25 protein-coding genes are annotated in these 25,364 nt (G+C 71.0%); 14 read left to right on the plus strand and 11 right to left on the minus strand.

What is annotated here, in order from left to right; translation table 11 throughout:
- Positions 1–30 precede the first annotated feature (30 nt).
- The 8 genes from ctaD to ACFHPP_RS04080 all read left to right on the plus strand — a co-directional run bounded on the left by ctaD (position 31) and on the right by ACFHPP_RS04080 (position 6,751).
- A complete protein-coding gene (gene ctaD / locus ACFHPP_RS04045) occupies positions 31–1,623 on the plus strand; it encodes a cytochrome c oxidase subunit I (protein ID WP_437161975.1) in 1,593 nt (530 codons plus the stop codon).
- A 19-nt stretch (positions 1,624–1,642) separates the two neighbouring features.
- Positions 1,643–2,572: a heme o synthase gene (locus ACFHPP_RS04050; protein ID WP_437161976.1), complete on the plus strand. Its 930-nt coding sequence runs from the start codon at positions 1,643–1,645 to the stop codon at positions 2,570–2,572.
- Entirely contained in the window at positions 2,569–2,697 is a 129-nt protein-coding gene (locus ACFHPP_RS04055) for a hypothetical protein (protein ID WP_430670316.1), read from the plus strand. The genes ACFHPP_RS04050 and ACFHPP_RS04055 overlap by 4 nt, the downstream gene beginning before the upstream one ends.
- A gap of 3 nt (positions 2,698–2,700) precedes the next feature.
- Positions 2,701–3,318, plus strand: a complete 618-nt coding sequence (locus ACFHPP_RS04060) for a cytochrome c oxidase assembly protein (RefSeq protein ID WP_437161977.1) — start codon at positions 2,701–2,703, stop codon at positions 3,316–3,318.
- A gap of 119 nt (positions 3,319–3,437) precedes the next feature.
- A complete protein-coding gene (locus ACFHPP_RS04065) occupies positions 3,438–4,274 on the plus strand; it encodes a cytochrome c oxidase subunit 3 (RefSeq protein ID WP_437161978.1) in 837 nt (278 codons plus the stop codon).
- Between the two features lie 73 nt (positions 4,275–4,347).
- Positions 4,348–4,608 carry a DUF983 domain-containing protein gene (locus ACFHPP_RS04070; protein ID WP_437162088.1) on the plus strand — a complete coding sequence of 87 codons (261 nt, stop codon included), beginning with the start codon at positions 4,348–4,350 and terminating at the stop codon, positions 4,606–4,608.
- Positions 4,605–5,291, plus strand: coding sequence for an SURF1 family protein (locus ACFHPP_RS04075; protein WP_437161979.1), 687 nt, complete (start codon positions 4,605–4,607; stop codon positions 5,289–5,291). Before ACFHPP_RS04070 ends, ACFHPP_RS04075 begins: the two co-directional genes overlap by 4 nt.
- Positions 5,270–6,751 (plus strand): carboxypeptidase M32, encoded by a 1,482-nt coding sequence (locus ACFHPP_RS04080; protein ID WP_437161980.1) that lies wholly within the window; start codon positions 5,270–5,272, stop codon positions 6,749–6,751. Before ACFHPP_RS04075 ends, ACFHPP_RS04080 begins: the two co-directional genes overlap by 22 nt.
- Here ACFHPP_RS04080 and ACFHPP_RS04085 read toward each other — a convergent pair.
- The 3 genes from ACFHPP_RS04085 to ACFHPP_RS04095 all read right to left on the minus strand — a co-directional run bounded on the left by ACFHPP_RS04085 (position 6,736) and on the right by ACFHPP_RS04095 (position 10,757).
- On the minus strand, positions 6,736–7,107 hold the full coding sequence (locus ACFHPP_RS04085) for a c-type cytochrome (RefSeq protein WP_437161981.1): 372 nt from the start codon (positions 7,105–7,107) through the stop codon (positions 6,736–6,738). The genes ACFHPP_RS04080 and ACFHPP_RS04085 overlap by 16 nt on opposite strands.
- A gap of 49 nt (positions 7,108–7,156) precedes the next feature.
- On the minus strand, positions 7,157–8,173 hold the full coding sequence (locus ACFHPP_RS04090) for a Vgb family protein (RefSeq protein ID WP_437161982.1): 1,017 nt from the start codon (positions 8,171–8,173) through the stop codon (positions 7,157–7,159).
- A gap of 70 nt (positions 8,174–8,243) precedes the next feature.
- Positions 8,244–10,757, minus strand: a complete 2,514-nt coding sequence (locus ACFHPP_RS04095) for a PAS domain-containing protein (RefSeq protein ID WP_437161983.1) — start codon at positions 10,755–10,757, stop codon at positions 8,244–8,246.
- Positions 10,758–11,028: 271 nt separating this feature from the next.
- Between ACFHPP_RS04095 and ACFHPP_RS04100 the strand changes: the two genes are divergently transcribed.
- The gene (locus ACFHPP_RS04100; protein ID WP_437161984.1) at positions 11,029–13,452 is read left to right on the plus strand and encodes a recombinase; all 2,424 of its coding nucleotides are present in this window, start codon (positions 11,029–11,031) and stop codon (positions 13,450–13,452) included.
- Positions 13,453–13,456: 4 nt separating this feature from the next.
- Here ACFHPP_RS04100 and ACFHPP_RS04105 read toward each other — a convergent pair whose 3' ends face one another.
- The 5 genes from ACFHPP_RS04105 to ACFHPP_RS04125 form a co-directional block, all read right to left on the minus strand.
- A complete protein-coding gene (locus tag ACFHPP_RS04105) occupies positions 13,457–13,708 on the minus strand; it encodes a hypothetical protein (protein WP_437161985.1) in 252 nt (83 codons plus the stop codon).
- Positions 13,709–13,809: 101 nt separating this feature from the next.
- Positions 13,810–14,778, minus strand: a complete 969-nt coding sequence (locus ACFHPP_RS04110) for a Bug family tripartite tricarboxylate transporter substrate binding protein (RefSeq protein WP_437161986.1) — start codon at positions 14,776–14,778, stop codon at positions 13,810–13,812.
- Between the two features lie 23 nt (positions 14,779–14,801).
- Positions 14,802–15,839, minus strand: a complete 1,038-nt coding sequence (locus ACFHPP_RS04115; protein ID WP_437161987.1) for an amidohydrolase family protein — start codon at positions 15,837–15,839, stop codon at positions 14,802–14,804.
- Positions 15,836–16,393: a carboxymuconolactone decarboxylase family protein gene (locus ACFHPP_RS04120; RefSeq protein ID WP_437161988.1), complete on the minus strand. Its 558-nt coding sequence runs from the start codon at positions 16,391–16,393 to the stop codon at positions 15,836–15,838. The genes ACFHPP_RS04115 and ACFHPP_RS04120 overlap by 4 nt, the downstream gene beginning before the upstream one ends.
- Positions 16,393–17,148, minus strand: coding sequence for an IclR family transcriptional regulator (locus tag ACFHPP_RS04125; RefSeq protein ID WP_437161989.1), 756 nt, complete (start codon positions 17,146–17,148; stop codon positions 16,393–16,395). The genes ACFHPP_RS04120 and ACFHPP_RS04125 overlap by 1 nt, the downstream gene beginning before the upstream one ends.
- 85 nt (positions 17,149–17,233) lie before the next feature.
- On the opposite strand from ACFHPP_RS04125, the gene ACFHPP_RS04130 reads away from it, so the two are divergent.
- On the plus strand, positions 17,234–18,022 hold the full coding sequence (locus ACFHPP_RS04130; RefSeq protein ID WP_437161990.1) for an SDR family NAD(P)-dependent oxidoreductase: 789 nt from the start codon (positions 17,234–17,236) through the stop codon (positions 18,020–18,022).
- Here the strand turns inward: ACFHPP_RS04130 and ACFHPP_RS04135 are convergent.
- The 3 genes from ACFHPP_RS04135 to ACFHPP_RS04145 are packed head-to-tail and all read right to left on the minus strand — an operon-like array spanning position 18,019 to position 22,183.
- Positions 18,019–18,489 (minus strand): MaoC family dehydratase, encoded by a 471-nt coding sequence (locus ACFHPP_RS04135; protein WP_437161991.1) that lies wholly within the window; start codon positions 18,487–18,489, stop codon positions 18,019–18,021. The two genes, ACFHPP_RS04130 and ACFHPP_RS04135, sit on opposite strands and share 4 nt — an antisense overlap.
- Entirely contained in the window at positions 18,486–20,135 is a 1,650-nt protein-coding gene (locus ACFHPP_RS04140) for a hydantoinase B/oxoprolinase family protein (protein WP_437161992.1), read from the minus strand. The genes ACFHPP_RS04135 and ACFHPP_RS04140 overlap by 4 nt, the downstream gene beginning before the upstream one ends.
- Positions 20,132–22,183 (minus strand): hydantoinase/oxoprolinase family protein, encoded by a 2,052-nt coding sequence (locus ACFHPP_RS04145; RefSeq protein WP_437161993.1) that lies wholly within the window; start codon positions 22,181–22,183, stop codon positions 20,132–20,134. Before ACFHPP_RS04145 ends, ACFHPP_RS04140 begins: the two co-directional genes overlap by 4 nt.
- A gap of 106 nt (positions 22,184–22,289) precedes the next feature.
- On the opposite strand from ACFHPP_RS04145, the gene ACFHPP_RS04150 reads away from it, so the two are divergent.
- From ACFHPP_RS04150 to ACFHPP_RS04165, 4 genes are all read left to right on the plus strand, one after another.
- Complete coding sequence (locus ACFHPP_RS04150) at positions 22,290–23,354, plus strand: ketopantoate reductase family protein (RefSeq protein ID WP_437161994.1); 1,065 nt, start codon at positions 22,290–22,292, stop codon at positions 23,352–23,354.
- Positions 23,355–23,404: 50 nt separating this feature from the next.
- Positions 23,405–23,587: a hypothetical protein gene (locus ACFHPP_RS04155; protein WP_437161995.1), complete on the plus strand. Its 183-nt coding sequence runs from the start codon at positions 23,405–23,407 to the stop codon at positions 23,585–23,587.
- 50 nt (positions 23,588–23,637) lie between these two features.
- A complete protein-coding gene (locus ACFHPP_RS04160; RefSeq protein WP_437161996.1) occupies positions 23,638–24,555 on the plus strand; it encodes a LysR family transcriptional regulator in 918 nt (305 codons plus the stop codon).
- 78 nt (positions 24,556–24,633) lie between these two features.
- Positions 24,634–25,350, plus strand: coding sequence for a PIG-L deacetylase family protein (locus ACFHPP_RS04165; RefSeq protein WP_437161997.1), 717 nt, complete (start codon positions 24,634–24,636; stop codon positions 25,348–25,350).
- The last annotated feature ends 14 nt before the right edge of the window (positions 25,351–25,364 follow it).

The following is a 25,364-nucleotide window of genomic DNA, read 5'->3' on the forward strand; positions in this document are numbered from 1 at the left end:
CCGAAGCCAACATCAGAAGCGGATAATCCGATGGCGACCGCGGCACACGCACATGACGACCACCACGACCACAAGCCGAACTTCGTGAACCGGTGGCTGTTCTCCACCAATCACAAGGACATCGGCACCCTCTACATCGCCTTCTCGCTGGTGGCCGCGATCGTCGGCATCGGCCTGTCGCTGCTGATGCGGATCGAGCTGCAGCAGCCCGGCATGCAGATCTTCGCCGACGGCCAGATGTGGAACGCCTACGTCTCCGCCCACGGGCTGATCATGGTGTTCTTCGTCATCATGCCGGCGCTGATCGGTGGCTTCGGCAACTGGTTCGTGCCGCTGATGATCGGCGCGCCGGACATGGCCTTCCCGCGCATGAACAACATCAGCTTCTGGCTGCTGGTGCCGGCCTTCCTGCTGCTGGGCGCTTCGCTGTTCGTCGGCGGCGGCGCGGGCGCGGGGTGGACGATCTATCCGCCGCTGTCGGATGACACCTACCAGACCGGCCCGGCGATGGACCTGGCACTGTTCGGCCTGCATCTGGCCGGTGCGTCGTCCATCCTCGGCGCGGCGAACTTCATCACCACCATCTTCAACATGCGCGCGCCGGGCATGACGCTGCACAAGATGCCGCTGTTCGTCTGGTCCATGCTGGTCACCGCCTTCCTGCTGCTGCTGGCGGTGCCGGTGCTGGCGGGCGCGATCACCATGCTGATCACCGACCGCAACTTCGGCACGGCCTTCTTCGACCCGGCCGGCGGTGGCGACCCGGTGCTGTTCCAGCACCTGTTCTGGTTCTTCGGCCACCCCGAAGTCTACATCATGATCCTGCCAGCCTTCGGCATCGTCAGCCACGTCATCAGCACCTTCTCGCGCAAGCCGATCTTCGGCTACCTCGGCATGGCCTATGCGATGGTCGCGATCGGCGTGGTCGGCTTCATCGTGTGGGCGCACCACATGTTCACCTCGGGCATCGACGTGGACACGCGGGCCTACTTCATGGCGGCCACCATGGTCATCGCGGTGCCGACCGGCATCAAGATCTTCTCCTGGATCGCCACCATGTGGGGCGGTTCGCTGAAGCTGGATACGCCGATGCTGTTCGCCATCGGCTTCATCTTCCTGTTCACCGTCGGCGGCGTCACCGGCGTGGTGCTGGCCAATGCCGGCATCACCCAGATCCTTCACAACACCTACTATGTGGTGGCGCACTTCCATTACGTGCTGTCGCTCGGCGCGGTGTACGGCATCTACTGCGGCATCTACTACTGGCTCGGAAAGATGTCCGGCCGCCAGTATCCGGAGCGCCTCGGCAAGATCCATTTCTGGCTGACCTTCGTCGGCGTGAACCTGACCTTCTTCCCGATGCACTTCCTGGGCAACCAGGGCATGCCGCGCCGGTACCCGGATTATCCGGACGCCTTTGCGGGCTGGAACCTGGTGGTCTCCATCGGGTCCTACATCTCGGTCGCCGCCTTCCTGATGTTCTTCTACGTGCTGTACGTGACCTTCACGCGCGGCGCGAAGGTGGCGGCGAATCCGTGGGGCGAGGGTGCGACGACGCTGGAATGGCAGGTCAGCAGCCCGCCGCCCTTCCACTCCTTCGACGAACTGCCCCGCATCAAGTAACCGGATCAAGTCAAGCCTGATGAGCAGCACGACCCTTCCCACCACGGACACCGGCAGCGACCTTTCCGAGGTTCGCGACTGGGTCGCGCTGCTCAAGCCGCGGGTGCTGACGCTGGTGGTGTTCACCGGGCTGGTCGGGCTGCTGGTGGCGCCGGGTTCCATCCATCCGGTGCTGGGGCTGACGGCCGTGCTGTGCATCACCCTCGGCGCCGGGGCCGCCGGTGCGCTGAACATGTGGTACGACCGGGATATCGACGCGCTGATGCGCCGTACGGCGCGGCGGCCCATCCCGGCCGGGCGCATCGCGCCGAATGCGGCGCTGGGCTTCGGCATCGTGCTCGCCGTGGCCAGCGTCGCCATCATGGGGCTGGCGACGAACTGGGTGGCGGCCGCCTGGCTCGCCTTCTCCATCCTGTTCTATGTCGTGGTCTACACGGCCTGGCTGAAGCGCCGGACCAGCCAGAACATCGTCATCGGCGGCGCCGCCGGCGCCTTCCCGCCGATCATCGGCTGGGCCGCGGTGACCGGCGACGTCACGCTGGTGCCGTGGCTGCTGTTCGCCATCGTCTTCGCCTGGACGCCGCCGCATTTCTGGGCGCTGGCGCTGTGGGCGCATGGCGACTACGCCCGCGCCGGCGTGCCGATGCTGCCGGTGGTGGCTGGCGCGCGGGAGACGCGGCGACAGATCTTCATCTATACCGTGGTGCTGGCACTGGCCGGGCTTTCGCCCTGGGCGGTGGGCTTCGCAGGGCCGCTCTACGCGGCGGTGGCGACCGTGCTCGGCGGGATGTTCCTGTACCACGCCGTCCGTACGCTGCGGGAGGCGCAGGACGAGACCGGGCGCAGCCTGGTGCAGGATGCCGCGGCACGGCGCACCTTTGCCTTCTCCCTGATGTATCTGTTCGTGCTGTTCGGCGCGCTCGCCGTCGACGTCCTCGCCTTCCGATGACGCCCGAGGAACGCACCGCCTTCGAGAAGCGTCGCCGCGGCCGCAACTGGGCCATGCTGGCCGCGCTGCTGGCCCTCGTCGTGCTGTTCTACTTCATCGCAACCGCGAAGCTGCTGGGAGCCTGAACCGTGGACGCCGCGCGCAAGCAGCAGATGGAACGCCGCAACCGCCGCACCGTGCTGGCGGCCTTCACCGGCGTCGCCGGAATGGTCGGCGTCAGCTTCGCCGCGGTGCCGCTGTACGACCTGTTCTGCCGCGTCACCGGCTTCAACGGCACGCCGATGATCGGCGGCGCGGCGGCGCCGGGTGCCGGCGAGCAGGTGATCACCGTGCGCTTCAACGCCAACACCCAGCCCGACCTGCCCTGGCGCTTCACGCCGACGGCGCCGAGCCTGCGGCTGCGGGTGGGGGAGGAGGGCGTCGCCTTCTACAGCGCGACCAGCACCGGCGAGCGTCCCTCCACCGGCATCTCGACCTACAACGTCACCCCGGAAGTCGTCGGCAAGTATTTCCAGAAGACCGCCTGTTTCTGCTTCGAGGAACAGACCCTGGCGCCGGGCCAGCAGGTCGACATGCCGCTGGCCTTCTGGATCGACCCCGCCATCGCGCAGGACCCCAACACGCGCGACATCCGCACCATCACCGTCAGCTACACCTTCTTCCGCAGCCTGAAGGATGCCGAGCGCGCCGGCGCCCTGGCCTCCGCCGGGCCGCATGTCGGCCGCCGGCCGAGCCAGACGCAATGATCGCCATGCGTCACCAGACGCAATGACCACCCGCCTGCCTTGAAGGCCGCAGGGTTTTCAGGATTGATGCCCGCCGGCCGGACGGCCCCCGATCGAGACCAGTGAGACCAGGACGACCCATGGCAAGCGAAACCGGCCACCCCACCTACAAGCATCCCTACCACCTGGTGGACCCCTCGCCCTGGCCGCTGCTGGGCGCCTTCGCCGGCGGCGCGCTGGTGCTCGGCATCATCATGATCGCGCATTACGACAGCTGGTGGATGCTCGGCGTCGGCCTCGCTGGCGTGCTGGCGACGATGTTCTTCTGGTGGCGCGACATCCTGAAGGAAAGCGCGGCCAAGGGCCTGCATTCCCCGGTGGTGCGCCTCGGCCTGCGCTACGGGATGATCCTGTTCATCGCCTCCGAGGTCATGTTCTTCGTCGCCTTCTTCTGGGCCTACTTCCACTTCGCGCTGTTCCCCGACCACGTCTCCGGCAGCGCCGCCGCCACCGCGGTCTGGCCGCCGGCCGGCACGCTGACCTTCGACCCGCTCGGCCTGCCGCTGCTCAACACGCTGATCCTGCTGCTGTCCGGCTGCACCGTCACCTGGGCGCACCACGCGCTGCTGGAGAACGATCGCCGCAGCCTGATCCTCGGCCTGAGCCTGACCGTGTTCCTTGGCGTGTTCTTCACCTTCTTCCAGGTGGTGGAGTACATGGAGGCGCCGTTCCAGTTCACCGGCGGCGTCTATCCCTCCGTCTTCTTCCTCGCCACCGGCTTCCACGGCTTCCACGTCATCGTCGGCACCATCTTCCTGGCCGTCTGCCTGATCCGCGCCATCCGCGGCCAGTTCACGCCGGAGAAGCATTTCGGCTTCGAGGCGGCGGCCTGGTACTGGCATTTCGTGGACGTGGTCTGGCTGTTCCTGTTCGTCTCGATCTACTGGTGGGGCGCCGGCGAGATCGCGCATCACTAGTCCCGGCTTCTGGCGGGCGGCCGGCCTCGGCCGCTGCCCGCGCTGCGGCCAGGGCCCGCTGTTCACCGGGCTGCTGGCCGTCGTGCCCGCCTGCGCCGCATGCGGCCTGGATCTCTCGGCACAGGATTCGGGCGATGGGCCGGCGGTGCTCGGCATCTTCGTGCTCGGCGCGCTGACCATGATCGGCGCCTTCCTGGTCGAGTTCCGGCTGGAGCCGCCGCTCTGGGTCCATGCACTGCTCTGGCCCGCGCTGCTGATCCCGGCCGCCATCCTCACCATGCGCTTCGGCAAGGCGGCGCTGATCGCGCTGACCTCGCGCCAACGACACCCATGAGGCGCCTGCTGCTGCCGGCGTTGGTGGCGCTGCCGGTGCTGGGCGTGCTGCTGTTCCTCGGCACCTGGCAGGTGCAGCGGATGCACTGGAAGAACGGGCTGCTGGCCGAGATCGCCGCCGCCGAGGCCGCCCCCGCCGTGCCCCTCACGCCCGATCCGCGCCCCTGGACCAAGGTTGCCGCAACCGGCCGTTTCGACCATGCGCGGGAGGCCCTGCTGGGGCTCGAGGTGCGCGGCGCGATACTCGGCAGCCACCTGCTGGTGCCGCTGCTGCGGGAGGATGCGCCGCCGCTGCTGGTCGATCGCGGCTGGGTGCCGCTGGAAAGCCGCGCCCCGATCGCCCGGCCCGAAGGCACGGTGACGGTGGAGGGCTACGTCCGCCCCGCCGAATCGCCGGGCTTCTTCGCCGCCACCAACGACGCCGCCGGTCGCAAATTCTACAGCTTCGTGCCGGCGGAGATCGCAGCAGGGCTCGGCCTGCCGCAGGTCGCGCCTTTCGGGCTCGTCGCGCTGGGTCCGGCCAACGGCCTTCCCGACCCGGCGCGAACCCTGCCGCGCCCCACCAACAGCCATCTCGGCTACGCCATCACCTGGTACGGGCTGGCGCTGTCCCTGCTCGGCGTCTTCGCCGTCTGGGCCCGCCGCCGCCTGAGGGAGCCCGCATGCCCGCCTATGCAAGACTGACCGCCCGCTTCGCCCGCCTCGGCGCCCTCGGCGAGGCCGCCGGGATGCTGCACTGGGACGCCAGCGCCATGATGCCGCCCGGCGGCGGCGCGGCGCGGGGCGAACAGCTCGCGGCGCTGGCCGGGCTGCGGCACGAATTGCTGGTCTCGCCGGAGGTGACGCTGGATCTGGCGGAGGCCTCCGCCGAGGGCCCCTGGGACCAGGCCAACCTCGACCTGATGCGCCACGCCCACCTGCGCGCGACCGCACTGCCGACCGCGCTGGTCGAGGCGGTGGAGCGCGCCAATTCCGCCTGCGAGAAGGTCTGGCGCCAGGCCAAGGCGTCGGCCGACTTCGCCCTGGTCCGCCCGTATCTCGAGGAAGTGGTGCGGCTGCAGCGGGAGGTGGCACAGGGCCTCGGCGATGCGCTGGCCATGGCGCCCTATGACGCGCTGATGGATGGCTACCAGCGCGGCGTCACCGCCGAGGACGTGGATCCGGTCTTCTCCGCTTATGAATCCTGGCTGGCCGAGGCGCTGCCGCGGGCGGAGGCGATCCAGTCCCGCCGCGGCGCCGCGCTGCCCCTGCCTGGGCCGTTCCCGGTGCCGGCGCAGCGCGACCTGTGCCGGTCCATGGCGCAGGTCGTGGGCCTGGATTTCGACCATGCCCGGCTCGACGAAAGCCTGCACCCCTTCTGCGGCGGCACGCCCACCGATGTCCGCATCACCACCTTCTACGACGAGTTCAACGTCGCCAAGGCGCTGCTCGGCGTGCTGCACGAGACCGGCCACGCGATGTACGAGCGCGGCCTGCCCGAAGCCTTCGCCCGCCAGCCGGTGGGGGAGGCGGCGGGGATGGCCGCGCACGAATCGCAGTCCCTGATTGTCGAGATGCAGGCCTGCCGCTCCGACGCCTTCCTGGCCTTCCTTGGCACCCGGCTCCACGCGGCCTTCGGTGGCGACGCGGCGGCCTTCGCGGCGGCCAACCTGGCGCGGCACTGGCGCCGGGTGGAACGCGGCTTCATCCGCGTCGATGCGGATGAGATGACCTACCCGGCCCATGTCATCCTGCGCTTCCGGCTGGAGCGCGCGATGATCGAGGGCGGGCTGGAGGTCGCCGACCTGCCGGAGGCGTGGAATGCCGGCCTGTCCAAGGCGCTCGGCATCACCCCGCCAAACGACGCGCTGGGCTGCCTGCAGGACATCCACTGGCATGACGGCGCCTTCGGCTACTTCCCCAGCTACACCCTGGGCGCCATGGCCGCCGCGCAGCTCATGGCGGCGCTGCGGCGGGCGGAGCCGGACCTTGATGCGCAACTGGCGCGCGGCGAGATGGCGCCGATGATGGCCTGGCTGCGCGGCGCGGTGCATGGCCAGGGCGCGCGGCTGGGCTTCCAGGACCTGTTGCAGTCGGCGACGGGCAAGCGGCTGGACCCGGCGGATTTCACCGCGCACCTGACGGCGCGCTACCTCACGGACTGAAGGTAGTCCGCCACCGCCTCGCGCTCCGGCGCGCGGCGCAGGCCGTTGGCGCCCATCCAGAGGCCCGGATACATCTCCTCCGGATCGGCGAGGAAGCGGACCATGCGGTCGCGGTCCCAGGTCTCGCCGGCGTCGCGGGCGGCTTCGAGCACCGGTGAGTAGCCGAAGGCCGCGGCACCGCCGACGCGGCGGCCCATCACGCCGTGCAGGTTCGGGCCGGCCTGTTCTGGCGCCTCACGTTCCACCGCGTGGCAACTGGCGCAGTGGTTTTCGAAGATGGCGCGGCCGTCCTGGGCCTGGGCGGGTGGGGCCAGGGCCAGCAGGACGATGGCGAGGGCGGCGCTTGGCCCCCTCACCCAACCCTCTCCCCCTGAAGCAGGGGGAGAGGGCTTTGCGGCGTCACGATCAAAGGCCGTATTCGATCCGCACGATGCGGTCGGTGCCGCTTTCGCCGCCCCAGGCCTCGCCGGCGATGCCGTCCATCTGGCGGACATTGGCGCCAGGGCGGTCGGAGGGAAACGCCAGGAAGCTTTCATCCACCGGGTCGAAGCGGACGATGGCATTGGCCGGGAAGTCCGTCAGCCACACCTTGTCCGCCGGATCGACCCAGACCGAATAGGCCCGCGGCCGCTCCCCCGGCAGGCGCCAGGCCCGCCAGGACCCGTCGCGCGGGTCGTGCATCGAGACGTTGCCGCTGTTCCACTCGCTGATCCACAGCCGGCCCAGGCTGTCGGTCCAGACCCGGCGGGCGCCCTGGTTCGGCGTCGGCGGCTCGACGATGCGGACCCGCGCGCTGTCCAGGTCCTCGATCTGCGCCAGGTGGTTGCCGGCCAGCGAGACGTACCAGATGCCACCCTGCGGGGTGCGGGTGATGCCGTAGGGGCCGCGGCCGCGCGGTGCCTCCCACACATCCAGCCGCTCGGAGGCCGGCTTGAAGCGGCCATACGACCCGTTCTGCCCGGTGAACCAGTAGGTGCCCTGCTGGTCGAAGACGCCGGTGTTCAGGTTGCCGTTGGGAAACCGCTCCGGCAGCTTCCAGACCTGCACGCGATGGTCGCGCGGGTCGACGCGGACGATGGCGTTCTGCCCGCCATCGGTCACCCAGGCGCCGCCATCGGGGCCCATGATGACGCCATGCGGGGCGGAGCCCTCGCCGAGCTTCACGTCATGGATGGCGCCCGTCCGCGGGTCCAGCCGGTTCAGCGTGCCGTTGCGCTGGCCGCAGAACCAGAAGCTGCCGTCGCCGGACGCGGTGATGTCGCGCGACCCGACGCGGCCGGTCACGCCCGGGGCCTTGGCGTCGAACCACGTCATCCGGTAGCCGGGCGGCACCGCCGGCGCGGCGGCGGCCGGGGCGGATTTCAGCAGGGCGGGGCCGGCCAGGGTGGCTCCGGCCAGGGTCAGCAGATCGCGGCGGCGCATCGCATCCTCCCTCATGAACGCGCCGAAACCTTGGGGCATGGCAAGCACATCGCAAGTCCGGGGCTGCGGGTCAGGCACACAGGCTTTCCTGGCCGCCGGCCGGCGGCACCCCCACCAGCTGCGCCGCCGGCACCTGCACCGTCCCCACCAGCCCGGCCGGATCGGACCAGTCGAAGCTGGCCGAGCCGCCAAGCTGGCGCCTGGTCAGGGAGGCAATGAGCCGGCTGCCGAAGCCGCTGCGACTCGGCGGCCCGGTGATCTCCGGCCCGCCGGCTTCGCGCCACACCAGTCGCAGGGTGTCGCAGCCCGTCACCTCCCAGGTCAGCGCCACGGACCCGCCGGGCTGCGACAGCGCGCCGTGCCGCGCGGCATTGGCGGCGAGTTCGTGCAGCAGCATGGCCACCGGCTGCGCCGCCGCCGCCGCCAGCCGCACCGGCGGGCCGGCCAGCGTCACATGCCCGGCATGGGCCGCCAGCTCGCCCTCCGCCAGCGTGCCGAAATCGGCGCCGGACCAGCCGGACTCGGCCAGCAATGAATGCGCCCGCGCCATGGCGGCGATGCGTTCCGTCACGGCGGCGGCGAATTCGCCGGGCGGCGCATCGCGCGGTGCCAGCTGCACGACGGACAGCGCGACCGCCAGGGCGTTCTTGGCGCGGTGGTCGACCTCGCGCGCCAGCAGGGTCTGGCGCTCCTCGGCCTCGCGTCGCTCGGTGACGTCCAGGCTGACACCGATGACGCGGGCCGGCCGGCCATCCGGGCCGGGCAGCACGCGGCCGAACACCTGCAGCCAGCGGATGGCGCCGGTATCGGGCCGGCGGATGCGGTACTCGCTGGCCTGCGCCGCCGCCTCGGCGTCGAGGGCGCTGTCCGCCGCCGCCTCCCGCAGCCGGTCGGACAGCAGGCCGATGGGCTGGTCGGGCGCCAGGATCATGGCGCGCAGCTCTGCCAGGCTGGGCGGCGGCCGCGCCGGGTCCAGGCCGTGCAGCCGGTATTCCTGCACCGACCAGATGGCCTCCCCGGTCACCAGGTCGCGCTCCCACACGCCGATCCCGGCCGCCTCCTGCGCCAGGCGCAGCCGGCGTTCGCTGTCGCGCAGCGCCGCCTCGGCCAGCCGGCGCTCCGTCACGTCCACCACGGCACCGCTCATCCGCACCGGCGTGCCGTCCGGGGCGAATTCGGCGCGGCCCTTGGTGCGCAGCCAGCGGATGGTGCCGTCCGGCCAGACGGTGCGGAATTCCGCGACGTAGTCGCCATCGCCGGACGGATCGGTCGCCCGGCGTCCGGCGGCGGCGACGGCCCCCTGGTCCTCGGGATGCACCGCCTCCAGCAGCGCCTCCCGCGTCGGCAGTGACCCGGGCGCCCGGCCATACAGCGCTTCCCGGCCCGGCGATCCGGTCAGGCGATTGGCGATGGCGTCCCATTCCCAGGTGCCCATGCGGGCGGCCGCGACGGCGCGGTTGAAGCGGGCCTCGCTGGCGGCGAGCGCCGCGGTCGAGCCCAGCAGCGCCCCGCGCGCCGCCTCCACCTCCCGCACCTGGGAGGCCGGGCGGTCGGGCAGGGGGCGGCCCTTGGCGAGGCGCAGCGCATCCGCGCCGAGCGCCGCGACCTCCGCCCCCAATCGGCGGCCAAACCACCAGGCAGCGGCGGCGGCAAGGCCGAGCGCCGCCAGCCCGCCCCCGATCGCCGCCAGCAAAGCGCTGTTCAGCGGCCCGTCCACCAGCGCCCGCGGTGCGCCATAGGCCAGGGCGAAGGGCGCCAGGTCCAACCTGCGGAAATGCGCGTAGACCGGCGTCCCCTCCAGCAAGGACACCGCCTCCCGCGCCTCAAGGACGGACGGGTTGCGCTGGAAGGCGATGGCGCCGGTGGCGGCAGGGCGGCCGGTATCCGCTTGCTCGGGCACGGTGCGGGCGACGATGACGCCGCCGCGGTCGACCAGCGCCGCCACGCCGGCGCCCGCCGCCAGCTCCGCCCGCATCACCGCGCCCAGATGCGCGGGGCGGATGCCGGCGCCGAGCACGCCGACGATGCGGTCACCGCGCCAGACCGGCAGCGTCACCGCGATGGTCCAGCCGGCGACGGAGCCCTGCACCAGGTCGCCGACATGCACCCGGCCGGTCTCGATGGCGGCGCGGAAGGCGGCGCCGGGCGTGGGCACGGCGCCGACCGGGCGCGGCGGGTAGCGCGCCTGGCCCAGCGCCGGCGGCGCCTGCCCGGCCTGGACCAGCGTGTTGACCACGGGCACCGGCACCAGAGTCTCCCGAACCCCATCGCCGGCCGGGGCGGGGATCAGCCAGATCATCGACAGGGACGCGGCGCGGCGCGCCACCAGGGACAGCGCCTGGTCCCGGAACGCCACGGCGCCAGGGCTGCCCGGCCCGGAGGCCAGCGACTCGTCGAGGGAGGGCGAGGTGGACAGCGCCTCGAGCGCCGCGACCGTCAGGTCCAGCTCGCGGTCCACCGCGGTCTGCAGCGCATGCGCGGTGGCGCCGATGGCCTCGAGCGCGGCGTCGCGCCGCCCCTCGGCCGCCCAGACCACCAGCCCGGCGCCGAGCACGACCAGGGGCAGCGTGACGGCCAGGACCATGCGCAGCAGATGCACGCCGAAGCGGCGAGACCCGATCCCGGGCCGCCCTTTGCTTCCCCCAGCCCCCACGCCGTTTGCCTCCGGCCTTTTGCGGAATGACCTTGCCCCACTCATCCGTATCCAAAGCTAAAGCAAGTTACTTTTCCGGCAAGAGTCGCGGCGCGATCACACAAGGCTGGTCGGGAACTCCGAGGGGTGGTATGCGTAAGGCCACAACGCCACCACATCTTGTGTGGCGCCCTGCATCACCCGCGGCGAGGAAGCTTCACATATGGATGGTTCATGGCCCCGCGACCGCATCCTTCACCCGCGTGGCGCGGCAGGCGCCAGCTTCGGCACCGCGCCGGCGGCGGCACGGGTGCTGGATGCGGGCATGGGCCTCGCCGTGGCGCGCCGCACCGTTTTCCGGCCGGAGGATGCCGAGGATTTCGGCCGGGTGGCGGACCGCGTGGCGGCCGGCAACATGGGCCTGCTGGGCGCGCAGGCTGATTCCAGCGAGCAGGCGCGGCTGCGCAATGCCATCGCCAGCGGTGCGCTGATCACCTCCGGCCGGCACCTGCAGCATGGCGATGCGGCCCAGTCGGGGCGGAACATGGAGGTGTTCACCAACTGCGCCACCGCCGCCGCCTCCTTCACCCTGTTCTACCTGCTGCTGAACGGCAGCGGCGTCGGCCGCGCCTATGACGACGAGTTGATGGCGGTGGATTGGGGCCAGGCGCCGCGGCTGCTGCTGCATATCGACCCCGCGCATCCGGATTTCCCCGCCGACCGCGCCGCGCTGCACCGCTTCGGCCTCGATTTTTCGCTGCTGCCGTGGGGCACTACGCTCGAAGCCTTCTCCGCGGCGCAGGAGGCGGAATTGCGCGCCTGGCTGGGGCGCGAGGTCCTGGCCGATGCGGCGCAGGCGCCGGCGGCTGCGATCCACCACGCCGTCGAGGACAGCCGGGAAGGCTGGGCCAAGGCGGTGGAGCTGCTGGAAAGTCTCGCCTTCGAAGGTGCCGCCGAGCGCACCCTGCTGCTGGACTTTTCCGCCATCCGCCCCTGCGGCGCCCCGATCGGCGGCATGCAGGGCCGCCCGGCCTCCGGCCCGCTGTCGCTGATGCGCGGCTTCGTCAACCTGCGTCGCGAGGTGATCGAGCCGGCGCGCCTGCGCGACCCGGCCGGGGAGGCGCTGCAGCCCTGGGAGCAGGCGCTGCTGGTCGACCATCATCTGTCCGTCGAGGTCCAGGTGGGCGGCGCCCGCCGCGCCGCGCGCATGGCGACGAAATCCTGGCGCGACCCGGGCATCCTGCGCTTCATCCGTGCGAAATCCGAAGGCGGGCTGTGGACGGCGAACAACTCCGTCATGGCCGATGCGGAGTTCTGGCAGGGCGTTCGCGCCGCGCAGGCGGGCAGCGACGCGCCGCTGCACCGCCACGCCCTGACGGTGTTCGAGGAAGCCACGCGCTGCGGCTTCATCAACGGCGAGCCCGGCTTCATCAACGGCGACAAGCTGGAGGATCACCGCACCGGCAGCGCCTGGCGCAAGCCGGTGCACGCGGATGGCCGCGACGTGCGCTCCGCCCGCTACCAGGCGAACCATGCGGTGTCGCTGCTGGCCGAGATCTCGCGCCGCGCCAATGCCAGCAGCTTCCCCGTCACCACCAACCCGTGCGGCGAGATCACGCTGCACGTCACCGGCGGCTACTGCGTCATCGCCGATTTCGCGCCGCTGCTGGCCTGCCCGGTGGACCGCACGACGCTGACGCCCGGCGACCTGCCGGACGACCTGGCGCGCGAATGGGATGCGCGGGTGGAGGACAGCGTGCGGCTCGGCGTGCGCTTCCTGATGCGCGCCAACCTGATGGACGCGCTGTACGGCGAGGAAGTGCGCCGCACCAACCGCATCGGCATCGGCCCGACCGGGCTGCATGAATGGGCCTGGATGCGCTTCGGCCTCGGTTTCGATGACCTGCTCGAGGAACGCGACTCGGCCGGGTTCTGGGCGCTGCTTTCGCGGCTGTCCGCGGCCGCGCAGGATGAGGCGGTGGATTACGCGGCGGAGTTGGGCGTCGCCGTGCCGGTTACCGTCACCACGGTGAAGCCCGCCGGCACCACCAGCAAGCTGTTCGGGCTGACCGAGGGCGCGCATCTGCCGGCGCGGCGGCAATACCTGCGCTGGGTGCAGTTCAAGGGTTTCCGAAATGAGGCTGGCGGCTGGAGCGCCGAAAGCGACCGGCTGCTGGCCGACTACGAGGCGCGCGGCTACCCGGTGCGTGAATTGCAGTCCTTCCCCGGCATGGCGATCGTCGGCTTCCCGACGCTGTCGCTGATCCAGCGGCTGGGGCTGGGGGACCGGCTCGTGACGGCGTCCCAGGCCTCGCCGGAATCGCAGTATCGCTGGCTGTCGCTGCTGGAACGCCACTGGATCGGCGCCGAGCGCGGCAACCAGGTGTCCTACACGTTGAAGATCATGACCGACCGCCACGACCTGGCGGCGTTCCGCGAGATGGTGCTGGAACACCAGCCGCGCATCCGCTGCTGCGCCATCCTGCCGAGCCGGCCGGACCACGAGCTCGGCTATGAATACCTGCCGGAGGAGGAGGTCTCCTCCGACCGTTTCCTGGAACTGGTCGCCGGAATCAGCGACCCGGCGCTGCACGAGGCGGTGGACTATGCCCACCTGCAATGCGCATCGGGCGCGTGCCCGATCTGATCCGTCAGGCCGGGCAGCGCATCGTCACGCCGTAGGACACCCCACCGGGGGCGTTGACGCTGGTGTTTCGCTGGACCCCCGTGATCGGGCGAAGAACGTTGGCCGCCGTCACGCAGAACAGGCTTCCTTCGGAGTTCGGCAACACGCCGGCGATCGCCGAGTTCAGCATCGTGATGCGGGCCTGCGCGACGCCGCCGAGCACGATGCCGCCGGCGACGAAGCCGGCGACGAAGATCGCGATGGGAGAGGCCTTCATGGTGGGTTCTTTCCTTCTGCGAAAGCATATTGCGCTTCGCGTGCGGGAGCCGTCCATGGGGCGCTGCCTATCGGCCCGACAGGGAGATTGAATGGCAGGGTTCAGTCCGCGCGGATGTTGTTGGCGCGGATCACCTCGGCCCATTTCTCGTTCTCCCGCCGCAGGAAGGCGCCGAATTCCGCGCGGCTGTTGCCGCCGGGAATGGCGCCCTGCGCGTCCAGCAGGCGCCGCACCTCGGCATCCTGGAAGGCACCGGCGGCGGCGGCGTGCAGCCGCACCAGGATGGGCTCCGGCAATTGCGCCGCGGCGATCAGACCGTGCCAGTTGCTGGCATCGACGCTCGGCATGCCGACTTCCGTCATGGTCGGCACATCCGGAATCCAGGACAGGCGCTCCGGCGTGCCGACGGCCAGCGCGCGCATCGACCCGGCGCGGATGTGGGAGAGCAGCACCGGCAGGTCGGCAAAGCCCATCTGCACCTCGTTCGTCAGGATCGCCGTCGCGAGCGCGCCGCCGCTGCGGTAGGAGATGTGGACGATGTCGATGCCCGACGCCGCGCGCAGCTGTTCCGCCGCCAGATGCGGCATGCTGCCGGAGCCGGTGGAGCCGAAGTTCAGGCTGCCGGGCCGCGCGCGCGCCGCCGTCAGCAGATCCTGCATGGTCTGGAAGCCGGTCGCGGCCGGCACCACCAGCGGTTCCGCCACCAGCACGCCGAGGGTGATCGGCGCCAGGTCGCGCAACGGGTTGTAGGGCGTGCCGCGGTCCAGGTTCGGCGAGATCGCCAGCGCCCCGGCGCTGCCGATGCCGAAGGTGTAGCCATCCGGCGCCGCCTTCGCCACGACATCGACTCCGGTGACGCCACCGGCGCCGGCGCGGTTGTCCACCACGATGGGCTGGCCGAGCGTGGCCGACATCTTCGGCGCGACGATGCGGGCGACGATGTCGCTCGGCCCGCCGGCCGCGAAGGGCACGACGAAGCGGATCGGCCGGTTCGGCCAGTTGTCCTGCGCCAGCGCCGGCAGCACGGTGAGTGCTGCGAGCAGCGCTCCGAGGGTTGTCCTGCGGATCATGTTGTTCCTCCCTTTGATTTCGTTCAGCCGATGTCCGGCAGGCGGTAGAAGCGCGTCGCGCTGCGCCAGAACAGATCGGCCTTCTCCTCGGCCGAGGCCGACTGCGCCAGGCGCTTGAAGGCGTTCCAGCCGGCGGCGTAGCCGTAGCCGCCCTTGTCGACCGGGAAGTTGCTCTCGAACATGCAGCGGCTGGTGCCGAACATCTCGAGGCAGGGCTCCATCCAGGGCCGCCAGGCCTGCACCAGCATTTCGCTGGAGGGTGCAATGTCCGCTTCATCGAGCCCGAAGCCCGGCAGCCGCATGCCGAGCCCGCCGACCTTCACCATCACGTTCGGGCAGGTGGCCAATTCGCGCATCGATGCGGACCAGGCGGCAAACACCTCGTCGCGCCGGCCGGCGTAGCGGCCAATGCCCAGGATGCCGCCGCAATGGTCCAGCACGATCTGCGTATCCGGGAAGGCGCGGGCGAGGCGGATCAGGCGCGGGAGTTGATGAAAATACAGCCAGGCGTCGAAGCTGAGGCCGAGCGGCGCGAGCTGCGCGAAGCCCTCGTGGAAGGCCGGGCTGTCCAGCATGTCCTCGGCCGGGTTGTAGGCCGGGTTCAGCATCGCCGGATCGGGGTCCCAGGTGGCGCTGTGGCGGATGCCGCGGAAACGGTCGCCGCCCGCGCGGATATGCGCCTCCAGCACCGGGCGCACGGCGGCGCCCAAAGTCAGGTCGGCCATGCCGACGATGCCGGCGCAGACGCGCACATCACCATGGATGCCGCTGGCGCAGATGGCGGCGACGCCGTTGGCGAATTCGGTCTCGCCGACCGGCTTCATCGCCTCCGGCCCCGACGCGCGGTGCATGGCGCGGGCCTGCACCATCACGGTGGCGCGGACGTCGTGGCCGGCGCGGATATCGGCCAGCATCTCGTCCAGCAGGTAGCGCCAGTTTGGCCGGTCCCACAGGTGGTGGTGCGGGTCGACGATGAGCTGGCCGGGGTCGAGAATTGCCTCCTGCCTTGCGGCAAGCCAGGCCTCGCGAACCGGCAGGTAGTGCTGGATGGTGCCGCTCATGACTCGTCTCCCAGTTCCGGCGCGCGGGCATCGGGCAGCCCGATCTCGAACGCGTTCAGCGTCAGCGCCACCATGCTGTAGTAGCCAACGAGGGCCACCAGCTCGACCATGCCGCGCTCGCCGAGCGCCGCGGTGCCGGTGGCGTGCAGGGCTTCCGGCAGGCGCGCGGTGCCGACCAGGGTGCGGGCGACGTCGTACACCGCCTGTTCGCGCGCATCGCGCAGCGTGGGCTCCGCGCGCGCCGCGATGGCGGCCACCACTTCCGGGTCCATGCCGGCCTTCAGGCCCTCCCGCTTGTGCACCGTCCACTCATAGTGCGAGGTCCAGTGCCGCGCGGTGACCAGGATGGCGAGTTCTGACAGCCGCGGCTCCAGGCTGGTCTGGTAGCGCAGCAGCTCGCCCAGCTTCTGCGCGCGGCTGGCGAGTTCCGGGTTGCGCAGCCAGGCGATCATCGGCGCGGGGACGCGGCCGCGGATGCCGGCCGTGACCTCCGCAATGGCCGCCTGCTGTTCCGGCGTTCGCTCGGCTTCGGGGGGCAGGTCGAGGCGGGCCATCAGCGTTCTCCGTTCAAGGGCGTGGGGTCGCCGCCGAGGGCCGTGGTCACCGCCACCGCCTCCCGCATCACCAGCGCCACGCAGAGGCACTCCGCGGCGGCGTCGAAGCGGTACAGCGGCATGGTGATGCCGATGGAGCCCGCCAGCACGCCACCGGCGCCCAGCACTGGCGCGGCGATGGCGGCGACATCGGCCAGGCGTTCGCCGCGGCTGATGATGGGCAGGCGCGGCCGCAGTTCCGGCACCGGATCCAGCGCCAGAAGCGCACGGCCATGCGCGCCGATGCCGAGCGGCTGCACTTCGCCGACCCGCGCGTGGTGGCGCACCGGATGCGGGCTGTCGAGGCGGAACAGGCAGCGGCGGCGATCGGCCTCGCGCACGAAGAAGGTGGCGCTTTCCCGGCTTTCCAGCCGCAGCCGTTCCAGCGCCGGCCGCACATGGTCATCGAGTCGCAGCGTGCGCCGGAAGCGTTCGCCCAGCAGCAGCAGCGTGGCGCCGAGCACGTAGCCGCCGCCGGGCAGGCGCTTGACGAAGCCGTGGCTTTCCAGCGTGCCGAGCAGGCGCAGCGCCGTGGTCAGGTGCAGCCCGCTGCGGCGCGCGAGATCCGCCAGCGCCAGCGGCCCGTCTTCCTCCCCGAACACGTCGAGCAGCGCCAGCGCACGGTCCACGGCGCGGACGTTGCCGTCCAGGCCAGGCTCGCTGGCGGGCACATCGGGCAGGGCTGCCGGTGCCGTTCTGGCCTTGGGGTTCCTCACGCCGTGACGCTAGACGAGGTTTCCGCAGGATGGAAGGGGCGTTCATCCTGTGGTAGCGGTGCGGCGTCATCCAGGAGCCAGCCTCATGTCCACGCGCTTCGCCGGCAAATGCGTCCTCGTCACCGGCGCCGGGTCGGTCGGCCCCGGCTGGGGCAATGGCCGCGCCATCGCGGTGGGTTTCGCGCGGGAGGGTGCGCGGGTGGTGGGCGCGGACCGCGAGATGGCGGCGATGGCGGAGACGGCGGAGCGCATCGCGGAATTCGGCGGCAGCTTCGAGGCTGTGGAGTGCGACGTCACCGATGGCGCCGCCATTGCGGCGATGGTGGCGCGCATCGGCCGCATCGACGTGCTGGTGAACAATGTCGGCGGATCCGCCGCCGGCGGGCCGGTGGAGATGGCGGAGGAGGTCTGGGACGCGCAGATCGACCGCAACCTGAAAAGCGTTTTCCTGACCTGCAAGCATGTGATCCCGGTGATGGAAGCGGCCGGTGGCGGCGCCATCGTGAACCTGGCCTCGACCAGCGGCATCCGCTGGACCGGCGCGGCGCAGGTCGCCTATGCGGCGTCGAAGGCGGGTGTCATCCAGTTCTCCCGCGTCGTCGCCGTGCAGTACGCGCCGAAGGGAATCCGCGTGAACACCGTGGTGCCGGGGCAGATGCACACGCCGATGGTGGAGGTGCGGCTCGCCGGCCAGCGCGCCGGCGGTGACGTGGACGCGCTGCTGCGCCAGCGCCTGGCGCGCATCCCGCTGGGCTTTGCGGGCGATGGGCGCGACACCGCGAATGCCGTGCTGTTCCTGGCCTCGGAGGAAGCGCGCTTCATCACCGGCACGGAGCTGGTGGTGGATGGCGGCATGTCCGTCCGCTGCGGCTAGGCTCGCTTGCGCAGCAGGTAGCGCTGCTTGCCCTCCATCACCAGCACGCCGTCCTGGTTGTGGACGGTGCTGTCCATGCCGAGGATGCCGGTGCTGCGCTGCGGCTCCAGCGTGGCGACGCGCAGCGACGGGTACAGCGTGTCGCCGGCGAAGACCGGTGCCAGGAACCGGCTGGACTGGTCGAGGAACGCCTTCAGGCTGTCCTCCACCATGAAGGGAAACAGCCCGGCGCCGGCGGCAGTCTGGATCGCCACCTGGTAGCCATGCGCCAGCATCTGCGGCATGCCGCGGGCGCGGCAGAATTCGACGTCGTAGTGGATCGGGTGGTTGTCGCCCGACGCCGCCTGGAAGGCGAGGAAGATCGCCTCCGTCATGGTGCGGCTGGGCAGGTTGAAGACCTCGCCGAGCGCGAAATCCTCGAACCAGCGTTGTGGCGCCAGGCGGTGCGCGCGCGGGTCGAAGCTCACGGCGCGTAGCCCAGGCGGCGGTCATCCTCCCGCCTCGCCGCTGGCCGCTGCGCAGCCGGCCCGAAGCCGCCGCCGCCGGAGGTCTCCAGCCGCACGATATCGCCCGCCACCAGCGGAACGTTGTCGGATTTCGGCGGGATCGGCGTGGTGATGCCGCCCCTGAAAAACTCCAGCCGGCCGACGCTGGCAGGCGCGCCGCCGGCCAGGCCGTAGGGCTGGCTGAAGAAGCGGTCCATGTTGGCGGTGAAGAAGCAGCGCTCCGAATCGATCCGCCATTCCCGCACCAGGCCGAGCCCGCCGCGCTGCATGCCGCCGCCACCCGTACCCGGCAGCAGCGCATAGCGCAGGATGGTCAGCGGCATCTGCGCCTCGATCATCTCGACCGGGATGTTGCTGTTGTTGTGCATGCCGCTGGAATAGGCGTTGACGCCATCCTTGCCCGGCGTGGCGCCGGACCCGCCGATCTCGATCTCCACCAGCACGTCGCGCTTCGCATCAAGGCCAATTGTCTGGAAAGTGGTGACGTAGGAACAGCCGTAATAGGCGGCGGGAATGCGGTCCGGCACCGCCTGGTGCAGCGCGCCGAACATCGCGTTCAGCAGGCGGTGCGTCACCGCGATACGATGCGCGACCGGCGCTGGCGCGCGCGCATTCACCACCAGCCCCTCCGGCGCGATCACCGTGATGGGGCGGTAGCAGCCGGCATTCATCGCGAAGCTGCCGCCGCGCTGGCCGCCCAGCGCCGCGCTCATCAGCGCGAACATCACGGCAGAGTTGCTGCTGGCCAGCGTCGCATTGGTCGGCCCCTGCACCTGCGGCGAACAGCCGGACAGGTCCACGATGGCCGCGTCTCCGGCGATCTCCAGCTTCACATGCAGGATGATCGGCGTGCCGATGTCGATGCCGTCATCATCGAGCTGGTCGGTGAATTCATAAATGCCATCCGGCATGTCGTGCAGCGCCGCGCGCATCGCCGCCTCGCTCATGTCGAGGATACGGCGCCCGGCCTCCAGCATCGCCGCCGCGCCGAAGCGCGCGGCCAGCCGGGCCAGCGCCAGGCGGCCGACTTCCAGCGAGGCGACCTGGCTTTGCAGATCGCCCAGCAGCAAATCCGGCTTGCGGATGTTCTGCCGGATGATCGCCCACACCGCCTCGTTGCGCACGCCCTTGTCGATCAGCTTGACGGGCGGGATTCGCAGGCCTTCCTGGAAGATCTCGGTCGCCTTTGAAGGATAGCTGCCGGCGACCAGCCCGCCGACATCGATGTGGTGGCACAGCGTGCCGACATAGGCGATGCGCGTGCCCTCATGGAACACCGGGCGGAAGGCGATGATGTCGGGCAAATGCTGGCCGCCGCAATACGGGTCGTTGGTGATGACGACGTCGTCCGGCCCCCAATCCTCCGCCCGCACGAAGTCGCTGAGCAGGGTGCGCAGCGCGGCGCTCATGCTGTTCAGGTGGCTCGGGATGCGGGCGGATTGCGCCAGGTTCCAGCCTTCCGCGTCGAACACGGCGGTGGAATAGTCCAGCAGCTCCCGCACGATGGTGCTGCGGCTGGTGCGCCAGACCGTCACATCCATCTCCGCCGCGGCGGCGGTCAGCGCGTTGCGGATGACCTCGATGTCGATCGGGTTGAGCAGGGTCATGCCGCCGCATCCTTCGTCGCGATGATGGCGCCGGCCGCGCCGGGCCGCGCGGTCCAGCCGCGCGCGAGATAATGCGTGGCGAAGGCTTCCTCGATGATGGCGGGGCCTTCGAGGATATCGTCCGGCCGCAACGCCTCACGGTCCCACACCACCGCCTGGTGCCAGCCGCCATGTGCGAAGATGCGCCGCGTGCCCTTCACCGATGGCCGGTCCACCGGCTGCGGCACCGCCGGCCTCGGGCGCGGCAGGCGACCGGTCGCGGTGACGCGCAACGTGACGATTTCCACCGCCTCGGCTTCCGAGGCATAGGAGAAGCGCTGGCGATGCGTCGCGTGGAAGCGTGCCGCGAGCCCGGCCAGGCTTTCGGCATCGGGTTGCGTGACGTCGCCCCAGGGCACCAGCAATTCGAAGGCTTGCCCGTGGTAGCGCATGTCGGCCGCGACATGCAGGGCGCGATCCGCCGCCGCCACGCCATCCCGCGCCAGCCGCGCATCGGCCTCCGCCCGCAATTCCTCGATCAGCGCGCCGAGGCCGGGCAGTGCATCCGCACCCAGCGTGAACAGGCGCGACCGTGCAAGGTCCTGCACCAGGTCGGAGAACAGGATGCCGTAGGCGGACAGCGTGCCGGGGTCGCGCGGGAAGATCACCTCCGTCATGCCCATCTCCTCCGCCACCTCCGTCGCGTGCAGCCCGCCGGCGCCGCCGAAGCTGAGCAGCGCGAAGTCGCGCGGGTGCAGGCCCTTCTCGAACAGCGACAGCCGCACCGCGGCGGCGAGCGAGGCGTTGGTCAGCGCCATGATCCCCTCCGCCGTCGCTTCCTCCCCGAGGCCAAGCGTCGCGCCGAGCCGCGCGAGTGCCGCATGCGCCGCCGGCATGTCCAGCGTCATCGTGCCGCCGAGAAAGAAATCCGCATCCAGCCTGCCGAGTGCCAGGTTCGCATCCGTCACCGTGGGCTCCGTGCCGCCGCGGCCATAGGCCACCGGACCCGGCCGCGCCCCGGCGCTGCGCGGCCCGACGGTAAGGCGGCCGCCGGCTTCCACCGTGGCGATGGAGCCGCCGCCGGCGCCGATCGTACGCATCTCCACCATCGGCAGCCGCACCGGCAGGCCATCGACCTCGCCCTGCGTCACCAGCGAGACGCGGCCCTGCTGCACGACGGAGACATCGTAGCTGGTGCCGCCCATGTCGACCGCGACCAGGTTCGGTCGCGCCAGTTCCTGCGCGATGCGGGACGCCGCCAGCGCGCCGCCGGAGGGGCCGCTGAGCAGCAGCCGCGCCGGCTGTTCGGCCGCCGTCTCCAGGCTGAACACGCCGCCATTCGACTGCACCAGGAAGATGCGCGGCGCGAAGCCATCCTGCCCCAGCCGCGCCGCGAGCCGCCGCAGGTAGTCCCGCACCACCGGCACCAGCAGCGCGTTCAGCACCGTGGTGCTGCTGCGCTCATATTCGCGGATTTCCGGCGAGATGTCGGAGGAGATCGAGACCGGCAGGCCGGGATGCGCGGCCAGGATGGCATCGCGCAACGCGCGTTCGTGCATCGGGTTGGCGTAGGCGTGCAGCAGGCACACCGCCACCGCCTCGGGTTGCAGCGCCGCCAGCCGCGCCGGCAGGTCGCCCAGCGCCAGTGGCGTCTCCACGCTGCCATCCGCGCGCAGGCGCTCCGCCACGCCCAGGCGCCGGTCGCGCGGGATCAGGCAGGGGAAGGGGTCCGGCGCCAGGCCGTAGATGTCGCGGCGGACGTGGCGGGTGATCTCCAGCACATCCTCGAACCCCGCCGTGGTCAGCAGCACACCGCGCGCCAGCCGGCGCTCCAGCACCGCATTGGTGGCGATGGTGGTGCCGTGCAGCAGCAGGCCCACATCCGCCAGCGCGAAGCCGAAGCGCGTGGCGGCCTCCCGCACCCCGAGCAGCAGGCCCTCCGACGGGTCCTGCGGCGTGGTCGGCGTCTTCCAGGCCCGGATTTGGCCGTGCCGCGCATCGAGGATCTGGAGGTCGGTGAAGGTGCCGCCGATATCGACGGCGATCCGGACGGGACGGTCTTGCTGCATGGCCGCGACCATAGCAGCGGCCAAGGTCGCGTGAAGGGCAGGGCGGCGCGTCTGGTGCGCCCGGCCCCGCCGCGTTAGCCTCGGGCCAACATCGAGGGGACGAACCATGGGCCATCGCATCGCCATCATCGGCGCCGGCGCCGTCGGCGGCTACGCCGGCGCACACATGGCGCAGGCCGGGGAGGATGTGACCTTCGTCGACATGTGGCCCGAGAATGTCGAGGCGATGCGGGCCCGCGGCCTGCGCATCAGCCACCTCAAGGACGTGCCGGAATTCACCGTGCCGGTCCGCGCGCTGCACCTGACCGAACTGCAATCGGTGGCGCGGGAGAAGCCCTTCGACATCGCCTTCGTCTGCGTGAAGTCCTACGACACGGCCTGGGCCACCATGATGATCCGGCAGTATCTGGCGCCGGAGGGTTTCGTCGTCAGCCTGCAGAACTGCATGAACGAGGAGACCATCGCCGGCATCGTCGGCTGGGGCCGCACCCTGGGTGCCATCGCCTCCTCCATCACCGTGGATCTGTGCGAGCCCGGCCATGTCCGCCGCGCCTCCGGCAAGGGTGGCGCCGCGCACACCGTGTACCGGGTGGGGGAGGTGCATGGCCGCATCACCGACCGGGCGCGGGAGGTCGGGCGGCTGACCGCGCTGTCCGACAGCACCACCGTCACCAGCAATCTGTGGGGTGAGCGCTGGTCCAAGCTGGTCGCCAATGTCATGGGCAACGGGCTCTGCGCCTGCACCGGCCTGATCAGCCGCGACACGCTGCTGGACGACCGGCTGCGCGATTTCGGCGCCCGGCTGGGCAGCGAGGCGATCCGCCTCGGCCAGGCGCTCGGCTATGCGCTGGAGGAGATCCACCATCTGGACCCGGAGGTGATCGCCCGCGCCGGGGAGGGCGATGCCGCGGCCCGTGCGCAGTACGACGCGCATCGGCTGGCGGAAGCGAGGAAGCCCGGCGGCGGCGCGCACCGGCCCTCCATGGGGCAGGACATGGTGAAGGGGCGGCGGACGGAGATCGGCTTCCTCAACGGCTTCATCGTGGACCAGGCACAGCCGCTCGGCCTGCCGACGCCGGCCAATGCTGCGCTGACCAGCCTGGTGCAGCGCGTGGAGCGCGGCGAGATCACGGCCGACCCGCGCCACATCCACGACCTGCGGCTGAACTGAGCGGGAACCCGCCCCGACCTGCGGCGTTGCGCGGGCCGGAGGAGACCGCCATGCAGACCGACCTCGAACGCCGCATCATCTGGGCGCGCCGCGGGGCGCCGACGCGCGAAAGCCTCGCCGCCCTGTGGCGCCGGCAGCAGCCACCCGCCAACACCGCGGCAGATTGCCTGAAGGTGGGCCAGGAACCGCTGCGGCGGCTGGAGCCGTTGCGCCGCCGCACCGCCAAAGCTTGACGCCAGCCCGCCCGTAGCGTTCACGCAACGCAGGGGCGGGAGGTGCAGGCATGGCGGTGGATTTCCTCGGCCTGGAAGCCTTCCTGTCGATCGCGGAGCGCGGGTCGTTCCGCAAGGCGGCGGCGCACCTCAACCTGTCGCAGACCGGCCTGTCGCACCGCATCCGCAAGTTCGAGGACGCGCTGGGCGCGAAGCTGCTGGCGCGCACCACCCGGCAGGTGACGCTGACCCCGGCCGGGCTGGAACTCGCCGGCCGGGCGCGCGGGCCGGTGGAGGCGCTGGTCGCCGTGCTGGCGGAGCTGCGCGCGGGGGCCAGCCAGGGCGGCCAGACGGTGGCCATCGGCTGCCTGCCGACCATCGCCGTGCACCACATCCCGCGCCTGCTGGTGGAATTCGCCGGCACCCATCCGGGCGTCACCGTGAAGGTCTTCGACAATTCGGCCAGCGAGATCGCGGAGCGCGTGGCGCGCGGGGAGGCCGAGTTCGGCATCACCATCGTCTCCGCCAACCGCTGGGACCTGGATATCGTCCCGCTGCTGACGGAGGTGTTCGTCGTCGCCTGCCCCGCCGCGCACGCCTTCGCCACGCGCCCGCATCTGTCCTGGGCCGATCTGGAGGGCCACCCGCTGGTCCGCGTGGCGCCGCACACCGGCAACCGGGCCCTGCTGGACGAGGCATTGGGCGCGCGGCGCGATGCGATGGACTGGCGGTATGAGGTGCAGCACCTGGCGACGGCCATCAGCATGGTCGAATCCGGCCTGGCGCTGGCGGTGGTGCCACGGCTGGCGGTGGAGGCGGCGGGCTCGGCCGGGGTGGTGGCGGTGGCGCTGCGCGACCCGGGGGTGCTGCGGCGGCTCGGCGTGGTGTCCCGGCGCGGGGTGCCGCTGAGCCCGGCGGCGGAGGCGCTGCTCGGCCTGCTGCGACGGCGCTTCCGGCCCCAGGGCAGGAAGATGCAGAAAACGGCATAGTCTCGCCGTTCTTTCCATTTGTGACGGAGGCGCGCCACCGGCATAGCTGCTTGGTACCGGCTATCCAGGGGGAATCGCATGTCCAAGACGGGTCTCGTCGTCACCGCCCATCCCGGCGACTTCGTCTGGCGTGCGGGTGGCGCCATCGCCCTGCATGCGAAGCGCGGCTATCGCATGAAGATCCTCTGCCTGTCCTATGGCGAGCGCGGCGAGAGCCAGTTCGCCTGGAAGGAGAAGGGCGCGACCCTGGAAGGCGTGAAGGAAGGCCGCCGCGCGGAGGCCGAGGCGGCGGCCGCGGTGCTCGGCGCCGAGATCGAGTTCTTGGATGCCGGCGACTACCCGCTGGTGACGACGGAGGCGATGCTGGACCGCGCCATCGACATCTTCCGCGACCTGAACCCCAGCTTCGTGCTCAGCCACGCGCTGCACGACCCCTACAATTTCGACCATCCCGAGGCCGCGCATTTCGCCCAGAAGGCGCGCGTCATCGCCCAGGCGATGGGCCACAAGCCGCAGGCGGACTACACCTACAGCGCGCCGGCGATGTTCCTGTTCGAGCCGCACCAGCCCGAGCAATGCGGCTTCAAGCCGGACGTGCTGCTGAACATCTCCGAGGTGTGGGAGACGAAGTTCAAGGCGTTCCAGTGCCTGCCGGCGCAGAAGCACCTGTGGGCGTATTACGAGCGCGTGGCGCTGAACCGCGGCATGCAGGGCGGCCGCAATTCCGGCAAGCCGATGGTGCATGGCGAGGCGTATCAGCGGCTGTTCCCGCAGGCGCTGGAAGAACTTGCTTGAGACCGCGCGGCGGA

Source organism: Falsiroseomonas sp. E2-1-a20, from assembly GCF_051433195.1.
Taxonomy (GTDB): domain Bacteria; phylum Pseudomonadota; class Alphaproteobacteria; order Acetobacterales; family Acetobacteraceae; genus Falsiroseomonas.

Bases quoted from the DNA above. Each gene is read 5' to 3' on its own strand.
- ctaD (WP_437161975.1), top strand. From the start codon at position 31: ATGGCGACCGCGGCACACGCACATGACGACCACCACGACCACAAGCCG.
- ACFHPP_RS04050 (WP_437161976.1), top strand. From the start codon at position 1,643: ATGAGCAGCACGACCCTTCCCACCACGGACACCGGCAGCGACCTTTCC.
- ACFHPP_RS04055 (WP_430670316.1), top strand. From the start codon at position 2,569: ATGACGCCCGAGGAACGCACCGCCTTCGAGAAGCGTCGCCGCGGCCGC.
- ACFHPP_RS04065 (WP_437161978.1), top strand. From the start codon at position 3,438: ATGGCAAGCGAAACCGGCCACCCCACCTACAAGCATCCCTACCACCTG.
- ACFHPP_RS04075 (WP_437161979.1), top strand. From the start codon at position 4,605: ATGAGGCGCCTGCTGCTGCCGGCGTTGGTGGCGCTGCCGGTGCTGGGC.
- ACFHPP_RS04080 (WP_437161980.1), top strand. From the start codon at position 5,270: ATGCCCGCCTATGCAAGACTGACCGCCCGCTTCGCCCGCCTCGGCGCC.
- ACFHPP_RS04090 (WP_437161982.1), bottom strand. From the start codon at position 8,173: ATGCGCCGCCGCGATCTGCTGACCCTGGCCGGAGCCACCCTGGCCGGC.
- ACFHPP_RS04095 (WP_437161983.1), bottom strand. From the start codon at position 10,757: ATGGTCCTGGCCGTCACGCTGCCCCTGGTCGTGCTCGGCGCCGGGCTG.
- ACFHPP_RS04100 (WP_437161984.1), top strand. From the start codon at position 11,029: ATGGATGGTTCATGGCCCCGCGACCGCATCCTTCACCCGCGTGGCGCG.
- ACFHPP_RS04105 (WP_437161985.1), bottom strand. From the start codon at position 13,708: ATGAAGGCCTCTCCCATCGCGATCTTCGTCGCCGGCTTCGTCGCCGGC.
- ACFHPP_RS04110 (WP_437161986.1), bottom strand. From the start codon at position 14,778: ATGATCCGCAGGACAACCCTCGGAGCGCTGCTCGCAGCACTCACCGTG.
- ACFHPP_RS04115 (WP_437161987.1), bottom strand. From the start codon at position 15,839: ATGAGCGGCACCATCCAGCACTACCTGCCGGTTCGCGAGGCCTGGCTT.
- ACFHPP_RS04120 (WP_437161988.1), bottom strand. From the start codon at position 16,393: ATGGCCCGCCTCGACCTGCCCCCCGAAGCCGAGCGAACGCCGGAACAG.
- ACFHPP_RS04130 (WP_437161990.1), top strand. From the start codon at position 17,234: ATGTCCACGCGCTTCGCCGGCAAATGCGTCCTCGTCACCGGCGCCGGG.
- ACFHPP_RS04140 (WP_437161992.1), bottom strand. From the start codon at position 20,135: ATGACCCTGCTCAACCCGATCGACATCGAGGTCATCCGCAACGCGCTG.
- ACFHPP_RS04145 (WP_437161993.1), bottom strand. From the start codon at position 22,183: ATGCAGCAAGACCGTCCCGTCCGGATCGCCGTCGATATCGGCGGCACC.
- ACFHPP_RS04150 (WP_437161994.1), top strand. From the start codon at position 22,290: ATGGGCCATCGCATCGCCATCATCGGCGCCGGCGCCGTCGGCGGCTAC.
- ACFHPP_RS04155 (WP_437161995.1), top strand. From the start codon at position 23,405: ATGCAGACCGACCTCGAACGCCGCATCATCTGGGCGCGCCGCGGGGCG.
- ACFHPP_RS04160 (WP_437161996.1), top strand. From the start codon at position 23,638: ATGGCGGTGGATTTCCTCGGCCTGGAAGCCTTCCTGTCGATCGCGGAG.
- ACFHPP_RS04165 (WP_437161997.1), top strand. From the start codon at position 24,634: ATGTCCAAGACGGGTCTCGTCGTCACCGCCCATCCCGGCGACTTCGTC.